The organism is uncultured Flavonifractor sp., from assembly GCF_944387675.1.
Lineage (GTDB): Bacteria > Bacillota > Clostridia > Oscillospirales > Oscillospiraceae > Flavonifractor.
This window is the reverse complement of sequence record NZ_CALXFV010000004.1, coordinates 21705-44381: the sequence shown is the minus strand read 5'-3', so window position 1 is coordinate 44381 and position 22677 is coordinate 21705. Positions and strand designations below refer to the sequence as shown.

Genomic DNA, 22677 nt, shown 5'->3' with positions numbered 1-22677 from the left:
CAGTACCGGTCCGCCGGTACCTGCACCTCGCCCATGGAGTCGTGTTCCACGCGGTACTCCATTTCTTCTGCTCCTTTGCATTGGGATAAATTTGATTTTATCATGGTTTTAGAAAAAGGGAAGGGCCACCGGAAAAATTTCCGGATATACCCCTCTGAAAACCTTCCCGCGGCACTTGCGTGGGCCGGATTGCTGTGGTAAAATAAAAACAAATAAGTGAAATTATTTTTATGGGTGGGGTGTGGAATGCCGAAGGTGTCGTACTCGGAGGAAGAGCGGGAGCGAATTCGCGGGCTGCTGCTCACCGCCGCCCTGGAGCGGATGGCGCGTCAGGGAATTCAGCACACCACAGTGGAGCAGATTTACAGGGCGGTGGGGATTTCCCGCACCTTTTTTTATACCTTTTTTCCCACAAAAGAGGATCTGATTGTGGAGGCCCTGTATCTTCAGCAGCCCCGGATTTTGTCCTATGCCAGACAGCTGATGGCCGACCCGGCCCTGACCTGGCGGGAGGGGGTGGAGGAGTTCCTTCGCGCCTGCTGCTATGGGGAAAAGCACGGAATTGCCGTCCTGAGCGTGGAGGAGCAGCAGCTGATTTTCCGCCGCCTGTCGGCGGAGGGGAACAGGATCTTTCGGGAGCGGCAGCTGAAGCTGTTCGGCGATATCCTGACCTGTTTCGGGGTGCCGGCGGATCGGGAGACAATCAGTCTGTTCATCAACCTGAGCCTGGCGGCCATGGTGATCCGCCGGGCCATTCCACACACCATGCCCTTTCTCGTGCCGGAGGCGGCCGATGAGACGGTGCGCTTCCAGATTCGGGCCATTGCGGATTGCCTGGAGGAGCTGCGGGCTTCCGGCTCCGGCGGATAGCGTGCCGTTCAATCTGCCCGAAACCGGCGGCTGGATTCGGGCGGATTATTTTCCCCAAAATAAAGATAATTAGACGAAATAGTTTTTATTTTGCTCCTGCCATGGAGCGTATTTGAAAATCAGGAGGAGACGGCTATGGGATTGTTCAGCAAGCTATTGAAAGGACCGGAGGTAGACATGGAAAAGAGCAGCGCCAACGCGGCAAAGATGCGGACGCTGTTTGATCAGGTGGTGGAGGACGGAGAGCGATACCGGCTGATTTTTGGCTACACCGAGGATGTGAGCCGGTTCAACTTTGGGTTTGTCCACGGCAGCAGAACCAAAATCGGCAATCTGATTGTGGGCTGGGATGAGGACAGCCGCACCATTGTGGTCGTCCCCACCGTGCCTGACCTCTCCGGCTGCGGTGAACCCACCTACTATCGCCGGGATCAGATTCTCAAGGCCTATCGAAATAAGTATCCCACCGAGGCCTTTATCATCTATCCAGACCGGAAGGGCTACATCGGCATCAACGCCTACGACTGGCTGGAGGACGAGTCCCTGTATGTCTATGTCGCTCAGAAGGAGGAGCTGGCGGCCTTTACTGACTTCTTTCTGAACCGGTTTGCCACCAAGTAGGGCGGTTTTTTTGAAGAAGAGGCGGACAGAGAAACGGAGACCGCGCAAACGGCCCAACTCCGCGTGCGGAGTTGGGCCGTAAATCCGGGGTGCCGTTATTGGGCAGTGAGCAGCAGCAAGTCCTTGGCGGGCAGCTCCAGCCACAGGGGATCTCTGCCTGCCAGGGCGGGCCAGGCGTCCTTTTCCAGCTCGATGCGCAGCCGGGAGAAGCCCTGGTTGCCGCCGGGGGTGGACAGCATCACCACCGTGGAAAATACGTTCTCCACCACCCGCTCTACCCGGCAGGGCAGCCGGTTGGGACCCGGCCCATCCACCGGGCAAATGTAGTGCGCCCGTACGCCCAAATGGGTGAGATGCTCGGGCAGGGGCCGGCCGGGGTTCAAAACCACACCCCAGTCCAGGGCCTCCACCTGGCCGTCCCCTGCGGCCCTGACCCGGGAGATGTTCTTGCACCCGGACAGCAGGCAGGCGGAGAGGGTATGGGGCGCCTCAAAGAGTTGGTTCACCGGCATCACGGCCTGGGAGGTTCCCTGGTCCAGTACGCACACCCGCTGACACAGCCGCCGCACCTCGTCCCGGCTGTGGGTGACAAAGAGCACCGGACCGGGGAAAGTGGTGAGCAGGTCGGCCAGCTCCAGCTCCACCTGCCATTTCAGATAGCTGTCCAGAGCGGAAAAGGGTTCATCCAGCAGCAGCACCTCCGGCGCACTGGCCAGAATCCGGGCCAGAGCCACCCGCTGCTGCTGGCCCCCGGAGAGCTGTCTGGGGTATTTGTCCTCCTGCCCCTCCAGATAGAGGGTGCGCACCAGCCGTGCCACCGTCTCCGCCCTGGTCTTCTTGTCCGCCACCCCCACGGCGATGTTCTGGGCCACGGTCATGTGGGGGAAGAGGGCGTAGTTTTGGAATAAGTAGCCCACCCGCCGCTTCTGGGGCGGGAGATTGATTCCCCGTTCCCGGTCGAAGAGCACCCTGTCGTCCAGGGTGATGCGGCCCAGATCGGGTGTTTCGATGCCTGCGATGCACCGCAAAGTCATGCTCTTGCCGCAGCCGGAGGCCCCCAGCAGGCCGGTGAGCTGTCCCCGCTCCGTCTCAAAGGCCACGTCCAGCCGGAAGGTGCCGAAATCCTTATGGATATCCACCGACAGGGCCATCACGCCACCTCCCCGGATACGGGAACCGCCGTACGGCGGCTGCGCCGGTCCTTTTTCTCCAGCATATTGACGCTCAGCAGCACCACGGCGGAGATGGCCAGGTTGACCAGCACCCATTTCATGGCCCCCGCGTCGTCCCCGGTGCGCCAGAGCTGGTACACCGTGGTGGAGATGGTGGCGGTTTTGCCCGGCGTATACCCGGCGATCATGGCGGTGGCGCCGTATTCTCCCAGCGCCCGTGCAAAAGCCAGCACCGTTCCGGCAATGATCCCCTGCTTGCAGCATGGCATCATCACCCGCCAGAAAATCCAGGTGTTGGAGCGGCCCAGGGTGCGTCCGGCGTGAGCAAGGGTGTGATCAAAGGACTCGAAGGCGCCGCGGGCGGTGCGGTACATCAGGGGGAAGGCCACCACCGCCGAGGCAAAGATGGCGGCATACCACACCATGGTGAGCCGCAGATCAAATACCTCCAGAAACCACAGGCCAAGCACCCGCTTGGGACCCATCAGCCGCAGCAGAAAGTAGCCCACCACTGTGGGGGGGAGTACCAGGGGCAGGGTGAGCACCACGTCCAGCACGCCCTTCACCAGCCGGGGCAGCTTTGCCACATAATAGGCGGCGAAGATCCCCAGGAAAAAAATGATGAGGGTGGAGATGGCGGCAATGCGCAGAGAATTGAAAAGAGGATACCAGTCCAAGACCATTCACCGTCCTGTCAGATAGGTGTAAGGCATGGCCCGTTTACAGAACGGTAAAACCAACGCCCTCCAGCACCGCTACAGCGCTTTCATCGGTGTGCAGATAGTCCAGGAAGGCCTGGGCGGCGGTCTGGCTGGTCTCGCTGCCGCCGCATTTCATCACGGCGGCGGGGTAGATGACCTGGTCGCACATGTCGGCGGTGGCCTGGTCCACCACATTGAGCTCATAGGTAAAGGCGTCGGTGGCGTAGATGATGCCGCAGTCCACCGCCCCCTCCTTCACCTGGGTAGCCACCTCGGACACGTTGGAGGCGTAGGTCACTTTTCCGTCGGCCTCCAGACCGGCGATGTCAATGCCCAGGGTATCCAAAATCTGGAGGGAGTAGGCCCCTACCGGCACGTCGTCGTTGCCCAGGCAGAGCAGCTCCAGCTTATCGCTGCTCAGATCCTGGAAGTTCTCAATTCCTTTGGGGTTGTCGTCCGGCACTGCCAGCACGACTTTATTCTCCACAAAGTCGATGCGGGTGTCGGACAGCACAAAGTCCAGCCCCTCGTTGGTGCCGGTGGTGTCGGCGCTGTCCAGCTGGTTCATCTGTTTCTGAGCCGCCGAGATGAACAGGTCGCACACCGCCCCCTCCTCAATCTGGGTTTTCAGAGTACCTGAGGAATCAAAGGTGAAGATCAGGTTTACATTGGGGGCCACATCCTGGTAGAGTTGGGCGATTTGGGTGAGGGTGGCCTCCATGGAGGCGGCGGCGAACACCACCACGTCCACGGTTTCCGCCTGAGCTTCCGGGGTCTCACTGCTCTGGGCTGCCGGGGTGTTGGCGGTACCGGTGTTACCGCTTCCGCAGGCGGCGAGACCCAGAGCCAGTGTCAGGGCCAGGGTCAGGGACAGTACTTTCTTCATGGTGAAAACTCCTTTACAAATACGGTAGGCATATCCGTTTCCAGATATACCCCGGCCCGCCGCCGTAGGCGCGCCGGACAGGCGCGCCCTTAGGCGATACGGGCTCGAAGTGAGCTTTACGGGAAGTTAGTCGTCTACAGCCATCATGACTGAAGTGGCTTTGATGACGGCGTAAGCTGTGCAGCCAACCTTTAGGCCAAGCTCTCGGATAGAGGCCATGGAGATGGTAGAGGTGATCACATTTCCACCGCCGATATCCAGCTTGACAATGCCGTTGACTGCGCCTTCCTCCACGGATACGACTGTACCCTTCAGCTGATTGCGCGCACTGAGCTTCATTTTGACCCTCCTTTCTTTGGGGTGATTATTCCAAACCCCGATATTCCGGGGGCGGAACCAAATCTATCGGGCGCAGTTGTGGGCCGTCTCCCTTAAAATCTCCAGGCCGTGGCCCAGGGCGGGGAGTGCGTATTCCAGGCATTCCCGCACCGCCTTGGGGCTGCCCGGCAGGTTCACGATTAGGGTGCGTTTGCGGATGCCCGCGGCGGCCCTTGAGAGCATGGCTCTGGGAGTGATCTGGAGGGAGCGGTACCGCATGGCCTCGGCGATGCCGGGAGCGGGGCGCTCCGTCACGGACCGGGTGGCCTCCGGGGTCAGGTCGGTGGGAGAGAAGCCGGTGCCGCCGGTGGTGAGAATGAGGTCGGCGATATCCCCGTCGCACAGCCGCTTCAGTTCGGAGGCCAAGGGTTCCATCCCGTCGGGCAGCAGGGCGGTGTACACCACCCGGTAACCCGCCGCCTCCACCAGTTTCCGGATGGCCGGGCCGCTTTTGTTCTCCCGGACCCCGGCATAGCCGGAGTCGCTGAGGGTGAGAATAGCCACTCGCATACTTATTATCTCTCCTCCACAATGTCGAGGGTATCCCCCACAGAGATGGTACCCCCGTGGAGCACACGGGTAAAGACCCCCTCCCGGGGCATAATGCAGTCTCCCATTACCTTGTAAATTTCACAGTGGCTGTGGCACTGTTTTCCCACCTGGGTCAGCTCCAGCACCACATCGTTGCACCGGAATTTCGTCCCGATGGGCAGGGTCTTGAAGTCGTACCCCGTCACCACCAGGTTTTCCCCAAAGGCACCATCATCTACCACGGCCCCTCTGGCCCGGAAGGCCTCCACCTGTTCGTGGGAGAGCAGGGATACCTGCCGGTGCCACTTGCCAGCGTGGGCGTCTCCCTGGATACCCCAGTCCTCCACAAAGTGGGCCGAGCCTACGTTTTGCTTTTGGGTACCCTTTTCCCTGCTGACGCAGACGGCAAGTACCTTACCCATAGCATTAGCCTCCAATTTGATTCATATTCCGGCCCTCGTCCCGGCGGGTGGGGGCCTGCCCGAAGTGATGCCCCTCCGGCTTTTGGGCAATGGCCCTCCGAATGGCCGCCGTGAGGGCGCCGTTGTCGGCGCCGGCGTCCAACAGAGCTTTCAGATCCACCCCGCAGTCGTATTGCAGGCAGGTTTTGAGAAATCCCGCGGCGGTAAGCCGCACCCGGTTACAGCTCTGACAGAACTGGTGGCTCACCGCACTGATGAAGCCCACCTTGCCCTGGAAGCCGGGAAAGGTGACATACCGGCCCGGCCCGCCGTCTCCCTCCTGGGAACAGGGGAGGGCGGGGCCGAAGGCCTGCTCCAGCATGGTCAGCACCTCTTCCTCGGTACGGCGGGGGAGGGCGGACCCCAGACCGATGGGCATCAGCTCGATAAAGCGCACCGACAGCGCCCGGTCTCTGGCCAGGGCGGCCAGGGGGACCAGCTGACGGTCGTTTTCCCCACAGGGGACACAGTTGACCTTTACCCGCAGGCCGGGGGCGGCCAGGGCGGCCTCCAGCCCCTCCAGCGCCCGGGGCAGCTCATCCCGGCGGGTAAGGGAGGCGTACTGACTCCGGTCCAGGGTATCCAGACTGAGGTTGACCCCGTCCAAACCCGCTGCCAGCAGGCCGGGCAGCTGCCCGGCCAGCAGCAGGCCGTTGGTGGTGAGGTATACCCCTTTGATGCCCGCTACTGCCTTGATGCCCGCCACCAGCCGGTCCAGTCCCCGGCGCACCAGGGGTTCCCCGCCGGTGAGGCGCACCTTGTCCACGCCCAGGGCGGCGAACAGGCCGGTCAGGCGCACCACCTGCTCGTAGGTGAGAATGGCGGTGTGGTCCACCCAGGCCACCCCCTCCGCTGGCATGCAGTAGCGGCAGCGCAGGTTACACCGGTCTGTGACGGAAATGCGCAGATAGCGGATGTTCCGCCCCAGGGCGTCAAGCATGGCGTTTTCTCTCCTTTTGGATATAATCCAGCAGCAGGCCGGCAGCCGCCTTCGGATTCCCCAGGGGCAGGGTGGGGATGCCGGGCAAATGCAGCTCCAGGTCGGTGACCAGGGCCAGCAGGGTGGCGGGATCGGATATCGGGGCCTGGGATACCGCCCCCCGCACCACTTCCACCTTGGGCCAGGCGGTGTGCTTGAAGCCCTCCAGCAAAATCAGGTCGGCTTCCGGGAATTGGCTGATAAGCATATCCGCCGCCACCGGCTGCTTTTTCACAATTTTGAATTTCTCGCCGTCAAAAATGGCAGTACCCGCCGCCCCGGCGGCCATAAACCGGCCGGTATCGGTGCCGGGCGGGTCCGGGTCAAACTGGTGGCCGTCATGCTTGATGACTGCCACGGTAAGCCCCGCCTCTGTCAGCTGCGGGAGCAGAGCCTGGATCAGGGTGGTTTTGCCCGCATTTTTCACCCCGGAAACGGCGACTACCACGGGCCTATTCACGGTCATACACCCCCGACTTGCCGCCCTGCTTGTGAACCAGGTGAATCTCCCCCAGCTCCATGCCCTTACCCATGGCCTTGCACATATCGTAGATGGTGAGCAGAGCCACAGAGACTCCGGTGAGAGCCTCCATCTCCACCCCGGTTTTACCGGTGAGCTTGGCGGTGCAGGTGGCCTGGACGGCACATTCCGCCTCCAGAACTTCAAAGTCCACCGACAGATGGCTGAGGGCCAGGGGGTGGCACAGGGGGATGAGCTCGGAAGTGCGCTTGGCGGCCAGGATGCCGGCCACCCGGGCCACACCCAGCACGTCTCCCTTGGCGGCGGCGCCTCCGGTGATGGCATCCAGAATGGGCCGGGTGACGAAAATTTTCCCCTCAGCCACCGCGGTACGGAAGGTGGAGCTTTTCTCGGTGACATCTACCATAATGGCGTTGCCCGCCTTGTCAAAGTGATTGAAACCAGGTTCCATAACAACCTCCAGATTACAGCAGCAGGATTCGTACCCGCGTACCCGCCTCCGCCGGCGGGGACCCCGCCGGCAGCTCCGCCAGGCAGTTGCATCCCACCAGGGAGGAGAGCATCCCGGAGGCATGACCCTCCGGCAGGGTGACGTGTCCATGCACATATGTTCCCCGGACAAACCGCCGCCTGGGGCTGGCCTTGGGGAATGGGGTGTCCAGCACCCCCTCCGTCCACCGGGGACCCTCCTCGCCGGACAGGGCGGCCAGCAGGGGCCGGGCCAGCAGTTCAAAGGTGGTAAAGGCGGCAAAGGGATTGCCGGACAGGGATAAAATGGGCTTCCCCCGCCAGGTGGCGTACATGGCTGGGGTACCCGGCTTCAGGTCCACCCGCCAGAACACCCGCTCCGCCCCCAGCAGGGGGAGAGCCTGGTGGAAGATATCCCTGTCCCCCACCGAAACGCCCCCGGTGGTGATGAGCACGTCGCAGTTTTGCAGCAGTTCCCGCATGGCCTCCGCCACCATATCCGGATTGTCTCCTTGATGGGTGGCCTGTACGGGAAACCCAAGCTCCGACAGCCGGGCGGCCAGCAACACCTGGTTGGCCCCGTAAATCTTTCCGGCGGGGCGGGGACTTCCAGGGGAGATCACCTCGTCGCCGGTGGTGAGCAGACCCACTTTGGGTCTGCGGCAGACCTCCACTTCTGTGAGTCCGGCACCGGCCAGCACCCCCAGAGCGGCGGCGTCCAGACGGGTGCCTGCCGCCAGCAGCAGGGCGCCCCTTCGGTAGTCCTCGCCTTGGTAGACATAATTCTGAAAGGGTTTCAAGGAGACAAACACCGACACCGGGCTGCCCCGGTCGGTGTCCTCCTGGGCCGCCACGCAGTCACAGCCGGGAGGCAGCATGGCCCCTGTCATAATGCGGATGGCCTGACCGTTCTCCAGGGGCCGGCGGGCCTCGTCTCCAGCGTATAGAGTGTCCACCACCGGCAGGCGGACCGGATGCGCCCGGTCCGCCCCGGCGATGTCGGCGGAGCGGAGGGCGTAGCCGTCCAGGGGAGAGCGGTCAAAGGGGGGCTGATCCAGAGGGGCGGCAAGATCCACCGCCAGGGTGCGGCCCAGGGCCTGCCCCACCGGCACGGCCTCTGTCCCCAGAGGGGAGAGGGGGGCGGTTATCCGGGCCACCGCCTCTTCCAGCGAAATCCCGGTGACCACTTACACACCCTTCCCGAAGGGGCAGATGGGATAGCGGCACTCCCCGCAGCCCAGGCACAGCCCGCCGTGGCCCAGACCCCGCAGCTCCGCTCGGCTCACCCGCACTCCCGCGGCGATTCGGGGGAGCATCAGGTCGAACACCGTGGCCTTGGCGTACATGACGCAGCCGGGCAGGCCCAGAATGGGGGTGCCGTCCTGAAAATAGCCCAGCAGGAACATGGCCCCCGGCAGCACCGGCGCACCGTAGGACACGATTTCCGCCCCGGTATCCCGGATGGCGCCGGGCGTACGGTCGTCCGGGTCCACACTCATCCCCCCGGTACACAGAATCAGGTCCACGCCCCTGGCCTTGTAGTCCAGGGCGGCGGCGGTGATAGCGGCCCGGTCGTCCCCGGGCAGGCAGTGCTCTGTCACTTCAATGCCGTAGGATGCCAGCTTCTGGACAATAACCGGGGTGAAGCTGTCTGCAATCAAGCCCTTGGCCACCTCGCTGCCGGTGGTAATAAGGCCGCAGGTTTTCAGCTTCCAGGGGGTGAGGGTGAGCAGGGGGGCCTCCCCCGCCAGCGCCTCCGCCGCCCGCAGCTTCTCCTCAGCAATGACCAGGGGAATGATCCGGGTGCCGGCCAGCTTGTCCCCCTTGTGAACGGCGGTATTGGTGTGGCGGGTGGCAATCATCAGCTCGTCCGCCCCGTTGACGGCATTGAGCCGCTCCACATCCACCTGGAACAGGCCGTCGCAGTCGGCGATGAGTTCAATCTTGCCCTCCTTCACCGCCGTGGGGTGCATGTGCTCATTTTGGCACAGCGCCCGCAGCCGCTGGGCCGCTTCGTCCTCATGGAGCATGCCCGGCTGCTTTTCCCACACATAGAGGTGCTCCTTCCCCATGCTCAGCAGCACCGGAATGTCCGCCTGGGTGACCACATGGCCCTTGCGGAACCGGGCGTCCTTGGTGACGCCGGGGATGATCTGAGTCAGGTCGTGACAGAGCACATGACCCGCCGCCTGCCGGGTTTCAATCAGCTTCATGGATGAAGATACCTCCTTATCACGATCACGTCAAAAGGGGAGCGCCGCTCTCAAAACGGCGCTCCCCCTGAGGAGGGCATACGCCCCCCTGGCAGATGAAAGCGGCCCCTTTTCAAAGCGGAAGGTCGGCCCGTTTCCAGGCCGGCCCAGGCGGCGCGTCATAGGCGACAGCCCTTAGACGGAGCCGCTCGGAGCGGATATGGATCTGATGTTGTCTAGTATATCAGATATGGAGGAAAAAGCAACTGAAAACGTTCAGTTCTGATACACGGAGGGATAAAGTGCCATCACCGCCTCCGCCCGGTCCGCCATCAGGGCGGGCCACACCTCCGGGTCCACAAAGGGGGTGAAGTCCATAGGGTCCTCCGGCAGGTTAGCGGCCAGATTGATCTGGTTCAGATGGCTGGGCAGGCAGATGTCCACCGGCTCCCGGGCCAGCTCCCGGCAGGTGCGGACAAAGGTGTGGGCCAGGGACTGGGGCAGGTCCAGCGCCGCCAGGGCTGCGGGACGCATGGTGTCAATTCCCACCCCGCCGTGCATGGCCAGCCGATAGGTCCGTCCGGTGGTCTCATCGGTATCCGTAAAGAAAAAGGAAGTGGTGCCGGGGGTGTGGCCCGGAGTAAAGCGGGTGCGGATCTGAAACCGGCCCAGGGAGAAGCAGCCGCCGTCCGTATAGTGGTGGTGGACGGGGAAGGGGACCACGCCCAGCTCCGCAATGGGATGCTGCTGATAGAAGCGCTCATCCACCGCGCTCAGCCAGATTTCCGCCCCGCTGAGGGCGTGGAGCGGCATGGCCCCGTTGCAGTGGTCCCCATGTCCGTGGCTGAGAAGAATGGCCCGGATGTCTCTGGGGTCAAAGCCCAGCCGGTGGATGGAGTCCACGATCAGATAGAGCAGCTCCCGCATGCCGGTGTCCAGCAGGATCAGTCCTTCTCCGCTGTCCAGCAGATAGACGCTCACATCGTTGTTGCCGCCCACTCCGTAGACATGGGGTGCCATGCGATAGGGGGGCAGGGCATAGTTCCAGATATGCTCCAGGTCGTGGATCGCCCCGGAGGGGGGTACCCGGGAAAACTTCATAGGTCTGCACCTCCTGTCCGGTCAAGCCGGTCTGTGTCCAGTATGGCGGAACGGGGAACCCTGTGGTAAAATAGCGCAAGAAGGAGGGAGCGGTATGAAAAAGCTGCGGGGACGGTTTGCCCCCAGCCCCAGCGGGCGGATGCACCTGGGCAACCTGTTTTCCGCCCTGCTGGCCTGGCTGTCGGTGCGGGCCGCCGGAGGCGTCATGGTGCTGCGGATGGAGGATTTGGACCCGGACCGGTGCCGGGAGGAGTACGCCGCTCAGTTGGCCGACGATCTGCGCTGGCTGGGCCTGGATTGGGACGAGGGATATGAAAGGGGAGGCCCTCACGGCCCGTACCGCCAGAGCCAACGCACCCGGCAGTACGCGCAGGCCTTCCAAAACCTGGCCAGCCAGGGGCTGGTCTACCCCTGCTTCTGCACCCGGGCCGAGCGCCTGGCCGCCTCCGCCCCTCATCGCGCCGACGGACAGGCGGTTTATTCCGGAAAGTGTAAATACTTGACAGATGGAGAGCGGAAGGTGCTGTCCAAAACGCGCCGCCCCGCCTGGCGTTTGAGCGTACCAGACAAGGAAATTTGCTTTACAGATGGAGTGCAGGGAAACTTTGGGGAAAACCTGCTGCGGGACTGCGGGGACTTCATCCTCCGCCGCTCCGACGGGGTATATGCCTATCAGCTGGCGGTGGTGGTGGACGACGGCGCCATGGAGATCAATCAGGTGGTGCGGGGCGGGGACCTGCTGGACTCCACGCCCCGGCAGCTTTACCTGTATGGGCTGCTGGGGCTGACCCCGCCCGCCTTTTGCCACGTTCCCCTGCTGGTGGCCCCAGACGGGCGCCGGCTGTCCAAGCGGGAACGGGATCTGGATCTGGGCGCGCTGCGGCGGCGGTACACCCCCCAGGCCCTCACCGGGCTGTTGGGGTATTGGGCCGGCCAGCTGGACCGGCCGGAGCCGGTGGAACCGGCGGCGCTGGCAGCGGCCTTCTCCTGGTCCAAGGTTCCCAGGGGTGACGTGGTGGTGGGGCCAGAGATCTGAGGGGGAAGAACGGTTCAGCCCGGATAGGTGTGGGTGCAGCACTCCCGGATTTTACGCTGGAGGATTTTCAAGTCCACGAAGGCGTCGGGCCGCTTGGACGGATCCCGAAGCAGGGCGGAGGGGTGGTAGGTGGCCATCATCCACACCCCCGCCTTTTCCATCCACTGGCCGTGCTCCCGGGTGATTTTAAAGTCCTCCCGCATCAGCTTGAGGGCGGCGATGCGGCCCAGGCAGACGATGATTTTGGGCCGGATCAGGGCCACCTGATTGCGCAGGTAGCCGATGCAGGCCTCCTGTTCGATATTCAGCGGGTCCCGGTTTCCCGGCGGGCGGCATTTGACAATGTTGCCGATGAATACCCGCTCCCGCTTCAGGTCGATCATGGTGAGCATGTTGTCCAGCAGCTGGCCCGCCCGGCCCACAAAGGGGCGGCCGGTCAGGTCCTCCTGCTCGCCGGGACCCTCCCCGATGAACATGACCTCCGCATCCCTGGCCCCCTCGCCGAAGACCACATGGTGTCTGGTGTCCGCCAGGGCGCAGTTTTTGCAGTTCATGCACGCGCTGTACAGCGCATCCCAATCTCTCATCGTGTTCACCGCCTGTTTGCCCTTTTTTGACATTGTACCATAGGCGGCCCCAGGATACAATGCGGGGATTCTGTCAAAATTGACAGTTGCAATTTGACGGGAAAGCGCATATACTACCCACATCAAAGGCAATGAGAACGACCGCCCCCCGTGAGAGCCGCCAGAGAATCCGGGTCACCGACTGAGAGCCCGGTTCGGCAGGATGGGACGGCGCAACACGTTTGAGCCGGCGGCCCGAGTCCCGCCCGGGAGGTAGGTCCGCCCGTCCCGCCTGCGTTAGGGGCTCCGAGTGGCGCGCGTTGCACACGACGGCGCAATTTTGGGTGGTACCGCGGAGTTTGTTCCGTCCCGAAGTCGTATTGTACGGCTTCGGGATTTTTTATTTTACTCGGAAAGGTTGTGAACGGTATGGTATTCTTGACCAAGCAGAAAAGCGTGCGGGTGGGGGGCCGGAATAACCAGGCCGTCACCCTGCACGGGGCGGTACACGCCCTGCGGGATATGGGAGGCATCACCTTTTTCACCCTGCGCACCCGCTCTGGACTGGTCCAGTGTGTGTGTACCCGCCGGGAGGCGCTGGACGGCGCCGCCGAGGGCTGCGCCGTGTCTGCCGCTGGCCACTGGCGGGCTGAACCGCGGGCGCCCGGGGGGCGGGAACTGGCCGACGCGGCCGTTACCGTGCTCTCCCGCCCCGCAGCCCCCGCTCCGGTGCCGCTGTCCAGGCCAAAGCTGGAACTGCACCTGGACACCGAGCTGGCGCTACGGCCGGTGGTGCTGCGGACCCCCCGGCAGCAGGCGGTGTTTCGGCTCCAAGCCGCCATCTGCCGGGCCTTCCGGGACTATCTCCAGGCGGAGGGCTTTACCGAAATCCACACCCCCAAAATCGTACACGCCGGGGCGGAGGGGGGCGCCAACATCTTCCGCCTGGACTACTTTGGGAAAAAGGCCTTTCTGGCCCAGTCCCCCCAGTTTTACAAACAGACCATGGTGGGGGCCTTCGAGCGGGTGTACGAGGTGGGTCCGGTGTTCCGGGCGGAAAAGCACGCCACCCCCCGCCATCTGAACGAGTACACCTCCCTGGACTTTGAGATGGGCTATATCCAATCCTTCACCGACGTGATGGAGATGGAGCAGGGCTTTCTCCAAAATCTGATGGGACTGCTGAGACGGGAATACGCCGCCGAGCTGGACCTGCTTGGGGTGGAGCTGCCCCGGGCGGACAAAATTCCCGCCGTCCGCTTTGACGAAATCAAGGCTATGGCGGCGGAGCAGTACGGATACTCCATCCGGGACCCCTACGATCTGGAGCCGGAGGAGGAGCAGGCCATCGGCCGGTATGTCAGGGAGCGGTGGGGGAGCGAGTTTGTGTTTGTCACCCACTATCCCAGCAAAAAGCGGCCCTTCTACGCCATGGACGACCCGGAGGACCCCAGGTTCACCTTGTCCTTCGACCTGTTGTTCCGGGGCATGGAGGTGACCACCGGCGGCCAGCGCATCCACGACTATGCCGCCCAGGTGGCCAAAATGGAGCGGCTGGGCATGGACCCGGCGGAATTTGAGAGCTATCTGATGATTCACAAATACGGTATGCCCCCCCACGGGGGTCTGGGTATCGGGCTGGAGCGGCTGACCATGCAGCTGTGCGGGCTGGACAACATCCGCCGGGCCTGCCTGTTTCCCAGAGACCGCACCCGGCTGGAGCCATAAGGAGGAAGAAAAATGAAAATTACCGAAGCATTGGTGGACTATATCTCCCAGCTCTCCCGACTCCGGCTGCCGCCGGAGGAGAAACGGGCCATGACGACGGAACTGGAGGGTATTGTGGCCTATATGGACGTACTGGACGGCCTGGACACCGCCGGGGTGGAGCCCATGAGCCACGTCTTCCCCCTGAAAAACGTCACCCGGCCCGACCAGACCGCCCCTTCTCAGGATGGGGAAGAGCTGCTGGCCAACGCGCCGGCGTCCAAGGAGGGGGCCTTCCTGGTCCCAAAAGCGGTGGAATGAGGTGAAAAGCATGGAACTGTGGAAGCTGACAGCCCTGGAACTGGGGGAGGCGCTTGGCTCCGGCTCAGTGACCCGGGCGGCGGCGGTGCAGGCCGCCCAGGCCCGGATTGCCTGGATTCAGCGGAGCTGCAACGCCTTTCTCACCGTTACCGATCCCCAAACTCCCCAGAAAGCGGGGGACTCCCCCCTGGCGGGGGTTCCCATGGCCTATAAAGACAACATCTGCACCAAAGGGGTCCGCACCACCTGTGCCAGCCGGATCCTGGAGAATTTCATCCCCTGCTATGACGCCACAGTGGTGGAGCGGCTCGCCGCCGCCGGGGCGGTGAGCCTGGGCAAGCTGAACATGGACGAGTTCGCCATGGGCTCCACCTCCGAGACCTCCTGCTTCGGACCGGTACGCAACCCCTGGGATCTGACCCGGGTAGCGGGCGGCTCCTCCGGCGGGGCGGCGGCGGCGGTGGCAGCCGGAGGGGTGTGGTACGCCGTCGGATCGGATACCGGCGGCTCCATCCGCCAGCCCGCCGCCTACTGCGGGGTCACCGGAATGAAGCCCACCTACGGTACTGTGTCCCGGTACGGCCTTGTGGCCTACGCCTCCTCCCTGGACCAGATAGGTCCCATCGCCCGCTCCGCCGCCGACTGCGCCGCCGTACTGGACGTAATGATAGGGCGGGACGCTCGGGATTCCACCAGCCTGGATCGTCCGGCGGACGGCCTGCTGGCCGGCCTTACCGGCGAGCTCCGAGGGAAGCGGATCGGTCTGCCCGCCGACTGCTTTGGAGACGGTCTGGACCGCCCGGTGGCCTCTGCCGTGCTGGCCGCCGCCGATGTGCTTCGGGCGCGGGGGGCGGAGGTGGAGGAGTTTCACCTGCCGGTGATGAAATATGTGGTGCCGGCCTATTATATCATCGCCTGCGCCGAGGCATCCTCCAACCTGTCCCGGTTTGACGGGGTGAAATACGGCTGGCGGGCGGAGTCCTATGGGGATCTGGGAGAGCTGTACACCAGCACCCGCACCCAGGGCTTCGGTACCGAGGTGAAGCGGCGGATTTTGCTGGGTACCTTCGTGCTCTCCTCCGGCTACTACGATGCCTACTACAAAAAGGCCCTTCAGGCCAAGGCGGTAATCAAGGCGGCTTTTGACCGGGCGTTTGCGCGGTACGACCTTCTGCTCACCCCCGTAACGCCCTCCACCGCCCCCCGGCTGGGGGAGAGCCTCAGCGATCCGCTGAAAATGTACCTGAGCGATATCTACACCGTGTCGGTGAATCTGGCGGGGCTGCCCGCCCTGTCCATGCCCTGCGGCTTTGATCCCCAGGGACTGCCCATCGGCGCCCAGCTCATCGGACCGCCCCTGGGGGACGGGGAGGTGCTGAACGCCGCCCACGCCTTCCAACTGGAGACCGACTGGCATCGCCGCCATCCGGGCGGACAGTATGCGCCCGCCGCGGCGGAAGGGGGGATTTAAATGACCTGGGAAACCGTGATCGGCCTGGAGACCCACGTGGAGCTGGCCACAAAAACAAAAATCTTCTGCTCCTGCACCACGGAATTCGGCGGCGCGCCCAACACCCACTGCTGCCCGGTGTGCATGGGCATGCCCGGCACCCTGCCGGTACTCAACCAGAAGGTGGTGGAGCTGGCGGTTACCGCCGGACTGGCGCTGAACTGCGCCATCACCCCCCACAGCCGGTTTGACCGGAAGAACTATTTCTATCCCGATCTGCCCAAGGCCTATCAGATCTCCCAGCTCTATCTGCCCATCGCCCGGAACGGGCGGGTGGACATCGGCGAAGGCAAAACCATCCGCATCCATGAGCTGCACATGGAGGAGGACGCGGGCAAGCTGGTCCACGACCCCTGGCTGGATCAGACCCTGGCCGACTACAACCGCTGCGGAGTCCCCCTCATCGAGATCGTCACCGAGCCGGATTTTCGCTGCGCCGAGGAGGTCATCGCCTACCTGGAAAAGCTGAAGGAGACCCTGCAATACCTGGGGGTGTCCGACTGCAAGATGCAGGAGGGTTCCCTGCGGTGCGACGTAAACCTGTCGGTGCGCCCGGCGGGTTCGGCGCAGCTGGGCGTCCGCACGGAGATGAAGAACCTCAATTCCTTCAAGGCCATCTCCCGGGCCATCGTCTACGAGGCCCGGCGGCAGATCGAGCTGCTGGAGGAGGGAAAGCCGGTAGTACAGCAGACCCGCCGGTGGGATGAGAACAAGGACGCCACCTACGCCATGCGCTCCAAGGAGAACGCCCAGGATTACCGCTACTTTCCCGACCCGGATCTGCCCCCGGTGGAGTTGAGCGGAGCATATCTGGACCGGCTGCGGGCCGCCCTGCCCGAGCTGGCGGAGGCCAAGCGGGTCCGGTACCAGACCCAGTGGGGCCTGCCCGCCTATGACGCCAAGATGATTACCTCCCAAAAGCCCCTGGCGGACTTTTTTGAGGCGCTGGTGAGCCTGGGGACCAAGCCCAAACAGGGGGCCAACTGGATTATGGGCCAGGTGCTGGGCCAACTCTCCGCCCACGGCCTGGAGGCCGGGGACATGGCCCTCACTCCGCCCACCCTGGCCCGGCTTATCGCCCTGGTGGAGGCGGGAAAGCTCAACCGCAACACCGCCGTCAAGGTCTTTGAGGCGGTGTTTGAGACCGATGGCGATGTGGACGCCTACGTGGCGGCGCACGGGCTGGAGCAGGTCTCCGATGCCGGACTGGTGGCGGAGGCGGTGGAGCAGGTGCTCGCCGCCAACGAAAAATCCGTGGCGGACTACAAGGCGGGCAAGGAGAAGGCCTTCGGCTTTTTGGTGGGCCAGGTGATGCGCCGGCTGAAAGGGCAGGCCTCCCCGGCGATGGTGAATCAGGTTCTGCGGGACCGGCTGGGCTGACCGCCGCTGCATAGCTTTTCCCAAACTGGGAAAGCTGTGGGTAAAAGGAGGCGGAAGCATGACCAATGAAGAATATCAGCGCCTGGTGGATGCCAAGGCCAGGCCGTCCCCCATGGGGAAAAACCTGCTGTGGGCCTTTCTGGTGGGAGGCGCCATCTCCACCCTGGGCCAGGGTCTGCTGAATCTGTACCTGGGCTGGGGGCTGGACCGGGATCAGGCTGGTACCGCCGTGTCGGTGACGCTGATCTTTCTGTCCGCCCTGTTCACCGGACTGGGTTGGTTTGACAGGCTGGCCAAGCACGCCGGGGCGGGTACCCTGGTACCCATCACCGGCTTTGCCAACGCGGTGGTGTCCCCCGCCCTGGAGTTCCGCAGCGAGGGCCTGGTGATGGGGGTGGGCGCCAAGCTGTTTGTCATCGCCGGTCCGGTGCTGGTGTATGGCATTTCCGCCAGCGTGGTCTACGGCCTGCTGCTGGTACTCTTCGGCGGCTGAACGAAGCAGCAGCGCCCGTCCCGTTTGGGATGGGCGCTGCTGCTTCTGCTCAGGAAAACAGTCCGGCGGGTACCGCGTAGAGGTCGGCGTAGTCCGGATAGAGGGCGGTGAGGGTGAGGGAGATATCCTGGTATTCCGCCTGGGTGAGATCCCGGGTCCGCTTATAGACGTAAACGGTGACCCCGTCCTCCAGAGGGAAGGATGTCTCCAGCCGCCTGTAGGCGGTGCCGATCCCCGTACCGTCCAGCACCGGCTGGGCCAGCACGGTGAGGATGTGCTGGTTGTCCGCCCCCAGATGGGTCTGCACCGGGTCGGCCACGATGAGGTAGTCGGCGGTAAGGCAGGACCAGGAGAATCCGTCCCGCTTGTCCACCGTGGCGAAGTAGAGCAGGGAAGTGGCGGGTCCGCCGGAGGAGGGAATATTCAGAGAACGCAGGGTATTGTCATAGATGCTGGAATTAAAGGTAAAGGAGGAGGCGATCACCGCCGCCGTCTTCTGTTCCTCCGCCGACAGGCTGTCCACATACACCCGCAGGGCCACCAGCTGGGCCAAATCAGTGCGCTGGCCGGGGACATAGGTGAAGGCGGGCAGGGGGTCTGGTACCGCGATTTCCGAGGGATGGGAAGGCTGTGGACGGGGCAGCAGGGAACTGACCAGTGCGCTCAGAGCCAGCGCCCAGGGGACCCACCTCACCGCCGCCCTTTGGGGCAGCAGCTCCGCGCCCCCCGCCAGGGCATAGCAGAAGGCGGGCAGGTAGAGCAGCAGGTGCTGCTGCCCGTGGGACTGGATGCGGGTGAAGAGGAACAGGCACAGCACCGGCTGACACAGGCAGAGCAGGGCGCCGTACCGGCTTTTGGGCCGGAGCAGCAGACAGATGACGCACACCAGGGCGGCGGCCAGCAGCACATAGCCGTAGTAACGGCACAGCATCACCAGATCAATCCACCGGCCCTGGTTATAGGCGGAGTAGGTGTCGGCATAGTTGGCGGAGAGCACCTGACTCACCACAAAGCTCTGGCCGAAGAAGAGACTGAACCCCAGCCCCGTCACCGCCAGGGCGAGAAAGGACTTCCACTGGCTGCGCCGGACCGCAAGGGCCAGCAGAGCCGCCAGACCGAAGGAGACGGTAAAAAAGAAGAAGTACCGCCGGAGCAGAAAGACCAGGGTGAGCAGACCGCCGGCAAGGATGCCCCGGGCGGTCTGGGGCCGGGACTCGTCCGTATAGAGGAGAAAGGCCCAGATTCCCGCCCCGGCGGCGGCCACATCTACAAAGCCGGTGAGGGCGGTGTAAAGCAGCATGGGGGTGGCGCAGCACAGGAGAATCCCGCCCTGGCGGGTCCGTCCGCCCAGCACCAGCATACCCAGCAGAGTGGGCAGAACATACAGGTTGACCGCGGCGAAGAGGAAGACGTAGCGGTTGGTTCCCAGTACCCGCATCACCAGGGAGAGCGGGAAAGAGAGCAGATAGTTGTACTCCTGGGTGATGACGCTCTCCGCCACCAGCCGCAGCTGGGCCAGGCCCAGGCTCTGCTCCGCCAGCATGGTGCTGGAACTCCAGTAGATATTGGTATCCCAGTAATACACCGTGGCACTGCCGGTGCAGTAGAGGGCGGTGACGATGTTGACCACCAGCGCGATGGTCAAGAAAACGGTTCCCCGCGGCATGGACAACCTGCCGAAGGACCTGCCCGCCTGTATCAGCGCCAGAACCGCGCAGGCCAGAAACAGTCCGCTGCCCGCGCCGCACAGCAGGCGGAAGGGGAGATGCCCAATGGCCATGTCCCCCACGGAAAACAGCTGATAGCTGGTGTCCAGCATCAGGCCGGCGGCAAAGGCGGCCCCGGCCGGCAGGGCGGTTTTCCAGGTGGGACCAAAGGGGAGGAGAAACCGGCGTACCACCCCCAGACGCCGACCGGCCAGTAGCGCCGCCCCGGTCAAAAGGGCAGCCAGAGCCGGAATGGCCAGGCTGGGGACGCGGCCGTAGAGCAGCGCCCACAGCCGCACCAGGACAAGGCCGGACAGACAAACCCAGGCCCCTCCCCAAGCCAGGCATGGGAGGGGCCGGATGGAGAAGCCGCGCTTGTTCATCAGCCGGGAGGCCAGGTCATATCCCGCCCGGCCAGGACGTGGAAATGGAGGTGGGGGACGCTCTGCCCCGCCTGAGGACCGCAATTGGAAACCACCCGGAAATCAGTGATGCCCATCTGACGGGTCACCTGGGAGATGATCTCAAAGGCATGGGCCACCACCGCGGAATTCTCCGGGGTAATCTCCCCGCAGGAGCCGATGTGGGCCTTTGGAATCACCAAAAAATGGGTGGGCGCCTGGGGATCGATGTCCAAAAAGGCATAGACTAAATCATCCTCATAAACCTTGCTGGACGGGATTTCACCCGATGCAATCTTGCAGAACAGACAATCGCTCATAAGCAGCCTCCTTTTACCGGAATTGGGGAGAAAAAAGCCCCGCTTTTTTTATTTTATACCAAATCCGGCCAAAGAGCAAGAGCAATAAACAAAAAGGGATAGGAAGAAAAAATAAGTAAATTCATACAAAAAGGTATTGACAAACCAGGAGCAAGGTAGTACAATATAGCCAGAAAGAAAGAGAAAGAGGTGTCCCCGATGTACTAAGAAATCTGAGCTCCCAAATGAGAGAATGGAGTTCATCTCTTGTGAAAGGCAGACCGGTTGCATCTTTTCAGGAAACAGCCAGTGGCTCAGTTCAAATGAAAGAATCATTCAGGAACCTTTCAAAAGACAATGAGTTAAATCTCATATTGGGCAAGCAGATTTCAAACCTCGATCTCCTTCTTTTTTATATACCGGATCGCGGCGGTCGGAGAAACCTGAAGTTCCAGTTTCCCACGTATTCCCAACCGATTCATTGAAGAGAAGCGCACCAAAGGAAAACCTCTGACGCGAAGTTTGCTGAAGACGGAATCCAGTGCCAAGGCGTTGTGAGAAACAAGAGAACCGTGGAAATTTCAAGGAATCTCAACCAAAGCGCGGTAAATCTGCAGAAAGTAAGAGGTAGCAAAAGTGATTGAACCCCAGGTCGAAAAGTAACCCCCCGGTCACGTTGGATGGCCGGGGGGTTGTGCTGTGTATTGGGAGTTTGCCGGGGGACACTCGCTTTTTATAGAAGGGCCAGACCGTTGATGTCCAGCTTGAAGGTGAGCTTTAGGTGGGCGGCGGCCCGGCGGCACAGGAGCATCCGCTCCAGAAAAATTTCGAAGTAGTCCATCACGGCGCAAAACTCGGTATTGATGGACAGGGAGAGGGTGATGGTGCGGGCGTCCGGGTCCAGGGTGAGCTGGGAGCGCTCGGCGGCGAAATTCACCCGGTCGTGGATGTCGAAGCTCTTGTGGTCCTTGTTGCGTACCCGGCTGCGGCGTACATCGGTCTTGTCGGCCAGAATGAGGGCGGCGGCCACCGGGTTGACCGGGAAGGCGGTGGGGTCGTCATGGTGTCCGATAGCGGTGATGACAGCGGCCACCCCCGCTGGTTCCATGCCCATCTTGTCCAGGATGCGGAAGGCCATCACCGCGCCGGTTTCGGCGTGGTCGTGGCGGTTGACCACGTTGCCGATGTCGTGCATAAAGCCGGCGATGCGGGCCAGCTCCTGCTCCTGCGCGCTGTACCCCAGCTGCTCCAGAATGTGGGCGGCCAACTGGGCGCAGCGGGTGACGTGGGGAAAGCTGTGCTCGGTAAAGCCCAGAGCGGAGAGAGACTGGTCGGCCTGGGTGATATAGGTGCGGATCTCTTCCGACTGGCGCACCATGTCGTAGGTTACATGCAAGGAACGGCCCCTCCTTTTTTGGTGGTTGTGTATTCTATGATAGCGAAACCCGTCCTGCTTTGCAACTGCTTTTAGGGGAAAAACAGCACTTGCCAGGGCGGGGAGAAGCTGGTATAATAAAGCTCTCAGCTGAAGCTGGGAAGGGGATCTGAAGATCCCGCGGCAGAAATTTAAAATGTGATTGTTGCTTGTATCCGTCTGGAACGGCGGGTGTGATGCCAGAAGGCATACCGGATTTTGGTATGCCTTCTTTTTTTGCAAAGGAGCGGCGCGATGACGTTAGAGGAATTTTTTGTCCGCAATTCCAAGGCGGCGGTGGCCTTCTCCGGCGGGGCCGACTCCGCTCTGGTGCTGTGGGCGGCCCGGCAGTACGGCCGGGAGGTGGGGGCCTACTATGTGCATACGGCCTTCCAGCCTGCCTTTGAGCTGGCGGATGCCCGGCGGCTGGCGGCGGAGCTGGAGGTCCCCCTGAAGGTGGTGGAGGTGGATGTACTGGCGGTGCCGGAGGCGGCGGCCAATGGACCCGGACGCTGCTACTACTGCAAGCGGACGCTGTTTAGCGCTCTGCGGCAAGCGGCGGAAGCGGATGGATACACGGTGCTGCTGGACGGCACCAACGCCTCCGACGACGCCGGAGACCGACCGGGGATGCAGGCCCTCCGGGAGTTGGAGGTGCGCTCCCCTCTGCGGGAGTGCGGCCTGACCAAAGACCAGGTGCGGCAGCTGTCCCGGCAGGCAGGGCTGTTTACTTGGGACAAGCCGGCCTATGCCTGTTTGGCCACTCGGGTTCCCACCGGCACGGCCATTACGGCGGAGACTCTGGCCAGGGTGGAGCGGGGGGAGGAGGTCCTGTTCCGGCTGGGCTTTACCGACTTCCGGCTGCGCCTGCTGGGGGACGCCGCCCGGGTCCAGGTGCCGGCGGACCAACTGGAGCGGGCCGCCCGGCTGAACCAGGAGATCACCCGGGGGCTGGCGGCGGACTTTTCCGCCGTACTGCTGGATCTACAGGGGAGGTAGCGAG

Annotated in this window: 25 protein-coding genes and 2 riboswitches; of the genes, 9 read left to right on the top strand and 16 right to left on the bottom strand. The window is 62.9% G+C overall.

What is annotated here, in order from left to right:
* The first annotated feature begins 246 nt into the window (after window positions 1-246).
* Entirely contained in the window at window positions 247-870 is a 624-nt protein-coding gene (locus Q0J74_RS01010; protein ID WP_297209246.1) for a TetR/AcrR family transcriptional regulator, read from the top strand.
* Between the two features lie 135 nt (window positions 871-1005).
* Window positions 1006-1491: a hypothetical protein gene (locus tag Q0J74_RS01005; RefSeq protein WP_363315542.1), complete on the top strand. Its 486-nt coding sequence runs from the start codon at window positions 1006-1008 to the stop codon at window positions 1489-1491.
* A gap of 95 nt (window positions 1492-1586) precedes the next feature.
* Here the strand turns inward: Q0J74_RS01005 and Q0J74_RS01000 are convergent, their stop codons facing one another.
* The 12 genes from Q0J74_RS01000 to Q0J74_RS00945 form a co-directional block, all read right to left on the bottom strand.
* The gene (locus Q0J74_RS01000; protein WP_297209240.1) at window positions 1587-2642 is read right to left on the bottom strand and encodes a sulfate/molybdate ABC transporter ATP-binding protein; all 1056 of its coding nucleotides are present in this window, start codon (window positions 2640-2642) and stop codon (window positions 1587-1589) included.
* Window positions 2642-3340 carry a molybdate ABC transporter permease subunit gene (gene modB, locus Q0J74_RS00995; protein ID WP_297209237.1) on the bottom strand — a complete coding sequence of 233 codons (699 nt, stop codon included), beginning with the start codon at window positions 3338-3340 and terminating at the stop codon, window positions 2642-2644. Before modB ends, Q0J74_RS01000 begins: the two co-directional genes overlap by 1 nt.
* Window positions 3341-3383: 43 nt before the next feature.
* Window positions 3384-4250, bottom strand: coding sequence for a molybdate ABC transporter substrate-binding protein (gene modA / locus Q0J74_RS00990; protein WP_297209234.1), 867 nt, complete (start codon window positions 4248-4250; stop codon window positions 3384-3386).
* Window positions 4243-4372, bottom strand: a riboswitch (molybdenum cofactor riboswitch). Its footprint overlaps the gene before it by 8 nt.
* Before the next feature lie 4 nt (window positions 4373-4376).
* Window positions 4377-4589, bottom strand: coding sequence for a TOBE domain-containing protein (locus Q0J74_RS00985; protein WP_297209232.1), 213 nt, complete (start codon window positions 4587-4589; stop codon window positions 4377-4379).
* 63 nt (window positions 4590-4652) lie between these two features.
* A complete protein-coding gene (locus Q0J74_RS00980) occupies window positions 4653-5138 on the bottom strand; it encodes a MogA/MoaB family molybdenum cofactor biosynthesis protein (RefSeq protein WP_297209229.1) in 486 nt (161 codons plus the stop codon).
* A 5-nt stretch (window positions 5139-5143) separates the two neighbouring features.
* The gene (locus Q0J74_RS00975) at window positions 5144-5581 is read right to left on the bottom strand and encodes an MOSC domain-containing protein (protein ID WP_297209226.1); all 438 of its coding nucleotides are present in this window, start codon (window positions 5579-5581) and stop codon (window positions 5144-5146) included.
* A gap of 4 nt (window positions 5582-5585) precedes the next feature.
* On the bottom strand, window positions 5586-6560 hold the full coding sequence (gene moaA / locus Q0J74_RS00970; protein ID WP_297209223.1) for a GTP 3',8-cyclase MoaA: 975 nt from the start codon (window positions 6558-6560) through the stop codon (window positions 5586-5588).
* Window positions 6553-7059, bottom strand: a complete 507-nt coding sequence (gene mobB, locus Q0J74_RS00965) for a molybdopterin-guanine dinucleotide biosynthesis protein B (RefSeq protein ID WP_297209220.1) — start codon at window positions 7057-7059, stop codon at window positions 6553-6555. Before mobB ends, moaA begins: the two co-directional genes overlap by 8 nt.
* On the bottom strand, window positions 7052-7531 hold the full coding sequence (moaC, locus tag Q0J74_RS00960) for a cyclic pyranopterin monophosphate synthase MoaC (protein WP_297209217.1): 480 nt from the start codon (window positions 7529-7531) through the stop codon (window positions 7052-7054). The genes mobB and moaC overlap by 8 nt, the downstream gene beginning before the upstream one ends.
* 13 nt (window positions 7532-7544) lie before the next feature.
* Window positions 7545-8735 carry a molybdopterin molybdotransferase MoeA gene (gene glp, locus Q0J74_RS00955; RefSeq protein ID WP_297209214.1) on the bottom strand — a complete coding sequence of 397 codons (1191 nt, stop codon included), beginning with the start codon at window positions 8733-8735 and terminating at the stop codon, window positions 7545-7547.
* The gene (locus Q0J74_RS00950; RefSeq protein ID WP_297209210.1) at window positions 8736-9761 is read right to left on the bottom strand and encodes a molybdopterin-binding protein; all 1026 of its coding nucleotides are present in this window, start codon (window positions 9759-9761) and stop codon (window positions 8736-8738) included.
* A gap of 89 nt (window positions 9762-9850) precedes the next feature.
* A riboswitch (molybdenum cofactor riboswitch) is annotated at window positions 9851-9967 on the bottom strand.
* A gap of 49 nt (window positions 9968-10016) precedes the next feature.
* Window positions 10017-10841 (bottom strand): MBL fold metallo-hydrolase, encoded by an 825-nt coding sequence (locus Q0J74_RS00945; RefSeq protein ID WP_297209206.1) that lies wholly within the window; start codon window positions 10839-10841, stop codon window positions 10017-10019.
* Between the two features lie 94 nt (window positions 10842-10935).
* Here Q0J74_RS00945 and gluQRS point away from each other — a divergent pair, with 94 nt between their 5' ends.
* Complete coding sequence (gene gluQRS, locus Q0J74_RS00940) at window positions 10936-11877, top strand: tRNA glutamyl-Q(34) synthetase GluQRS (protein ID WP_297209203.1); 942 nt, start codon at window positions 10936-10938, stop codon at window positions 11875-11877.
* Window positions 11878-11891: 14 nt separating this feature from the next.
* On the opposite strand, the gene Q0J74_RS00935 is transcribed toward gluQRS, so the two are convergent.
* The gene (locus Q0J74_RS00935; RefSeq protein WP_297209199.1) at window positions 11892-12464 is read right to left on the bottom strand and encodes a uracil-DNA glycosylase; all 573 of its coding nucleotides are present in this window, start codon (window positions 12462-12464) and stop codon (window positions 11892-11894) included.
* Between the two features lie 408 nt (window positions 12465-12872).
* Here Q0J74_RS00935 and aspS point away from each other — a divergent pair, with 408 nt between their 5' ends.
* The 5 genes from aspS to spoVAC are packed head-to-tail and all read left to right on the top strand — an operon-like array spanning window position 12873 to window position 17854.
* Entirely contained in the window at window positions 12873-14171 is a 1299-nt protein-coding gene (gene aspS, locus Q0J74_RS00930; RefSeq protein ID WP_297209196.1) for an aspartate--tRNA(Asn) ligase, read from the top strand.
* A 12-nt stretch (window positions 14172-14183) separates the two neighbouring features.
* Window positions 14184-14471, top strand: coding sequence for an Asp-tRNA(Asn)/Glu-tRNA(Gln) amidotransferase subunit GatC (gatC, locus tag Q0J74_RS00925; protein ID WP_297209194.1), 288 nt, complete (start codon window positions 14184-14186; stop codon window positions 14469-14471).
* A 10-nt stretch (window positions 14472-14481) separates the two neighbouring features.
* Entirely contained in the window at window positions 14482-15942 is a 1461-nt protein-coding gene (gene gatA / locus Q0J74_RS00920) for an Asp-tRNA(Asn)/Glu-tRNA(Gln) amidotransferase subunit GatA (RefSeq protein WP_297209192.1), read from the top strand.
* Window positions 15943-17361 carry an Asp-tRNA(Asn)/Glu-tRNA(Gln) amidotransferase subunit GatB gene (gene gatB / locus Q0J74_RS00915; protein WP_297209189.1) on the top strand — a complete coding sequence of 473 codons (1419 nt, stop codon included), beginning with the start codon at window positions 15943-15945 and terminating at the stop codon, window positions 17359-17361.
* 58 nt (window positions 17362-17419) lie between these two features.
* On the top strand, window positions 17420-17854 hold the full coding sequence (spoVAC, locus tag Q0J74_RS00910; RefSeq protein ID WP_297209186.1) for a stage V sporulation protein AC: 435 nt from the start codon (window positions 17420-17422) through the stop codon (window positions 17852-17854).
* A gap of 49 nt (window positions 17855-17903) precedes the next feature.
* Here the strand turns inward: spoVAC and Q0J74_RS00905 are convergent, their stop codons facing one another.
* The 3 genes from Q0J74_RS00905 to Q0J74_RS00895 form a co-directional block, all read right to left on the bottom strand.
* A complete protein-coding gene (locus Q0J74_RS00905) occupies window positions 17904-19943 on the bottom strand; it encodes a hypothetical protein (RefSeq protein WP_297209184.1) in 2040 nt (679 codons plus the stop codon).
* Window positions 19943-20281 carry a histidine triad nucleotide-binding protein gene (locus Q0J74_RS00900; protein WP_297209180.1) on the bottom strand — a complete coding sequence of 113 codons (339 nt, stop codon included), beginning with the start codon at window positions 20279-20281 and terminating at the stop codon, window positions 19943-19945. Before Q0J74_RS00900 ends, Q0J74_RS00905 begins: the two co-directional genes overlap by 1 nt.
* Window positions 20282-20993: 712 nt before the next feature.
* Window positions 20994-21656, bottom strand: a complete 663-nt coding sequence (locus tag Q0J74_RS00895) for an HD domain-containing protein (RefSeq protein WP_297209177.1) — start codon at window positions 21654-21656, stop codon at window positions 20994-20996.
* Between the two features lie 273 nt (window positions 21657-21929).
* Between Q0J74_RS00895 and larE the strand changes: the two genes are divergently transcribed.
* Window positions 21930-22673, top strand: a complete 744-nt coding sequence (gene larE, locus Q0J74_RS00890) for an ATP-dependent sacrificial sulfur transferase LarE (protein ID WP_297209174.1) — start codon at window positions 21930-21932, stop codon at window positions 22671-22673.
* The last annotated feature ends 4 nt before the right edge of the window (window positions 22674-22677 follow it).

What these genes read in the sequence shown, in the direction of transcription:
- Q0J74_RS00950 (WP_297209210.1), bottom strand. Translation starts at nt 9,761, where the DNA reads ATGAAGCTGATTGAAACCCGGCAGGCGGCGGGTCATGTGCTCTGTCAC.
- Q0J74_RS00945 (WP_297209206.1), bottom strand. Translation starts at nt 10,841, where the DNA reads ATGAAGTTTTCCCGGGTACCCCCCTCCGGGGCGATCCACGACCTGGAG.
- aspS (WP_297209196.1), top strand. Translation starts at nt 12,873, where the DNA reads ATGGTATTCTTGACCAAGCAGAAAAGCGTGCGGGTGGGGGGCCGGAAT.
- modA (WP_297209234.1), bottom strand. Translation starts at nt 4,250, where the DNA reads ATGAAGAAAGTACTGTCCCTGACCCTGGCCCTGACACTGGCTCTGGGT.
- Q0J74_RS01000 (WP_297209240.1), bottom strand. Translation starts at nt 2,642, where the DNA reads ATGGCCCTGTCGGTGGATATCCATAAGGATTTCGGCACCTTCCGGCTG.
- Q0J74_RS00985 (WP_297209232.1), bottom strand. Translation starts at nt 4,589, where the DNA reads ATGAAGCTCAGTGCGCGCAATCAGCTGAAGGGTACAGTCGTATCCGTG.
- larE (WP_297209174.1), top strand. Translation starts at nt 21,930, where the DNA reads ATGACGTTAGAGGAATTTTTTGTCCGCAATTCCAAGGCGGCGGTGGCC.
- Q0J74_RS00980 (WP_297209229.1), bottom strand. Translation starts at nt 5,138, where the DNA reads ATGCGAGTGGCTATTCTCACCCTCAGCGACTCCGGCTATGCCGGGGTC.
- gatC (WP_297209194.1), top strand. Translation starts at nt 14,184, where the DNA reads ATGAAAATTACCGAAGCATTGGTGGACTATATCTCCCAGCTCTCCCGA.
- spoVAC (WP_297209186.1), top strand. Translation starts at nt 17,420, where the DNA reads ATGACCAATGAAGAATATCAGCGCCTGGTGGATGCCAAGGCCAGGCCG.
- moaA (WP_297209223.1), bottom strand. Translation starts at nt 6,560, where the DNA reads ATGCTTGACGCCCTGGGGCGGAACATCCGCTATCTGCGCATTTCCGTC.
- Q0J74_RS01005 (WP_363315542.1), top strand. Translation starts at nt 1,006, where the DNA reads ATGGGATTGTTCAGCAAGCTATTGAAAGGACCGGAGGTAGACATGGAA.
- Q0J74_RS00975 (WP_297209226.1), bottom strand. Translation starts at nt 5,581, where the DNA reads ATGGGTAAGGTACTTGCCGTCTGCGTCAGCAGGGAAAAGGGTACCCAA.
- gatA (WP_297209192.1), top strand. Translation starts at nt 14,482, where the DNA reads ATGGAACTGTGGAAGCTGACAGCCCTGGAACTGGGGGAGGCGCTTGGC.
- Q0J74_RS01010 (WP_297209246.1), top strand. Translation starts at nt 247, where the DNA reads ATGCCGAAGGTGTCGTACTCGGAGGAAGAGCGGGAGCGAATTCGCGGG.
- Q0J74_RS00905 (WP_297209184.1), bottom strand. Translation starts at nt 19,943, where the DNA reads ATGAACAAGCGCGGCTTCTCCATCCGGCCCCTCCCATGCCTGGCTTGG.
- moaC (WP_297209217.1), bottom strand. Translation starts at nt 7,531, where the DNA reads ATGGAACCTGGTTTCAATCACTTTGACAAGGCGGGCAACGCCATTATG.
- Q0J74_RS00900 (WP_297209180.1), bottom strand. Translation starts at nt 20,281, where the DNA reads ATGAGCGATTGTCTGTTCTGCAAGATTGCATCGGGTGAAATCCCGTCC.
- gluQRS (WP_297209203.1), top strand. Translation starts at nt 10,936, where the DNA reads ATGAAAAAGCTGCGGGGACGGTTTGCCCCCAGCCCCAGCGGGCGGATG.
- Q0J74_RS00935 (WP_297209199.1), bottom strand. Translation starts at nt 12,464, where the DNA reads ATGAGAGATTGGGATGCGCTGTACAGCGCGTGCATGAACTGCAAAAAC.
- gatB (WP_297209189.1), top strand. Translation starts at nt 15,943, where the DNA reads ATGACCTGGGAAACCGTGATCGGCCTGGAGACCCACGTGGAGCTGGCC.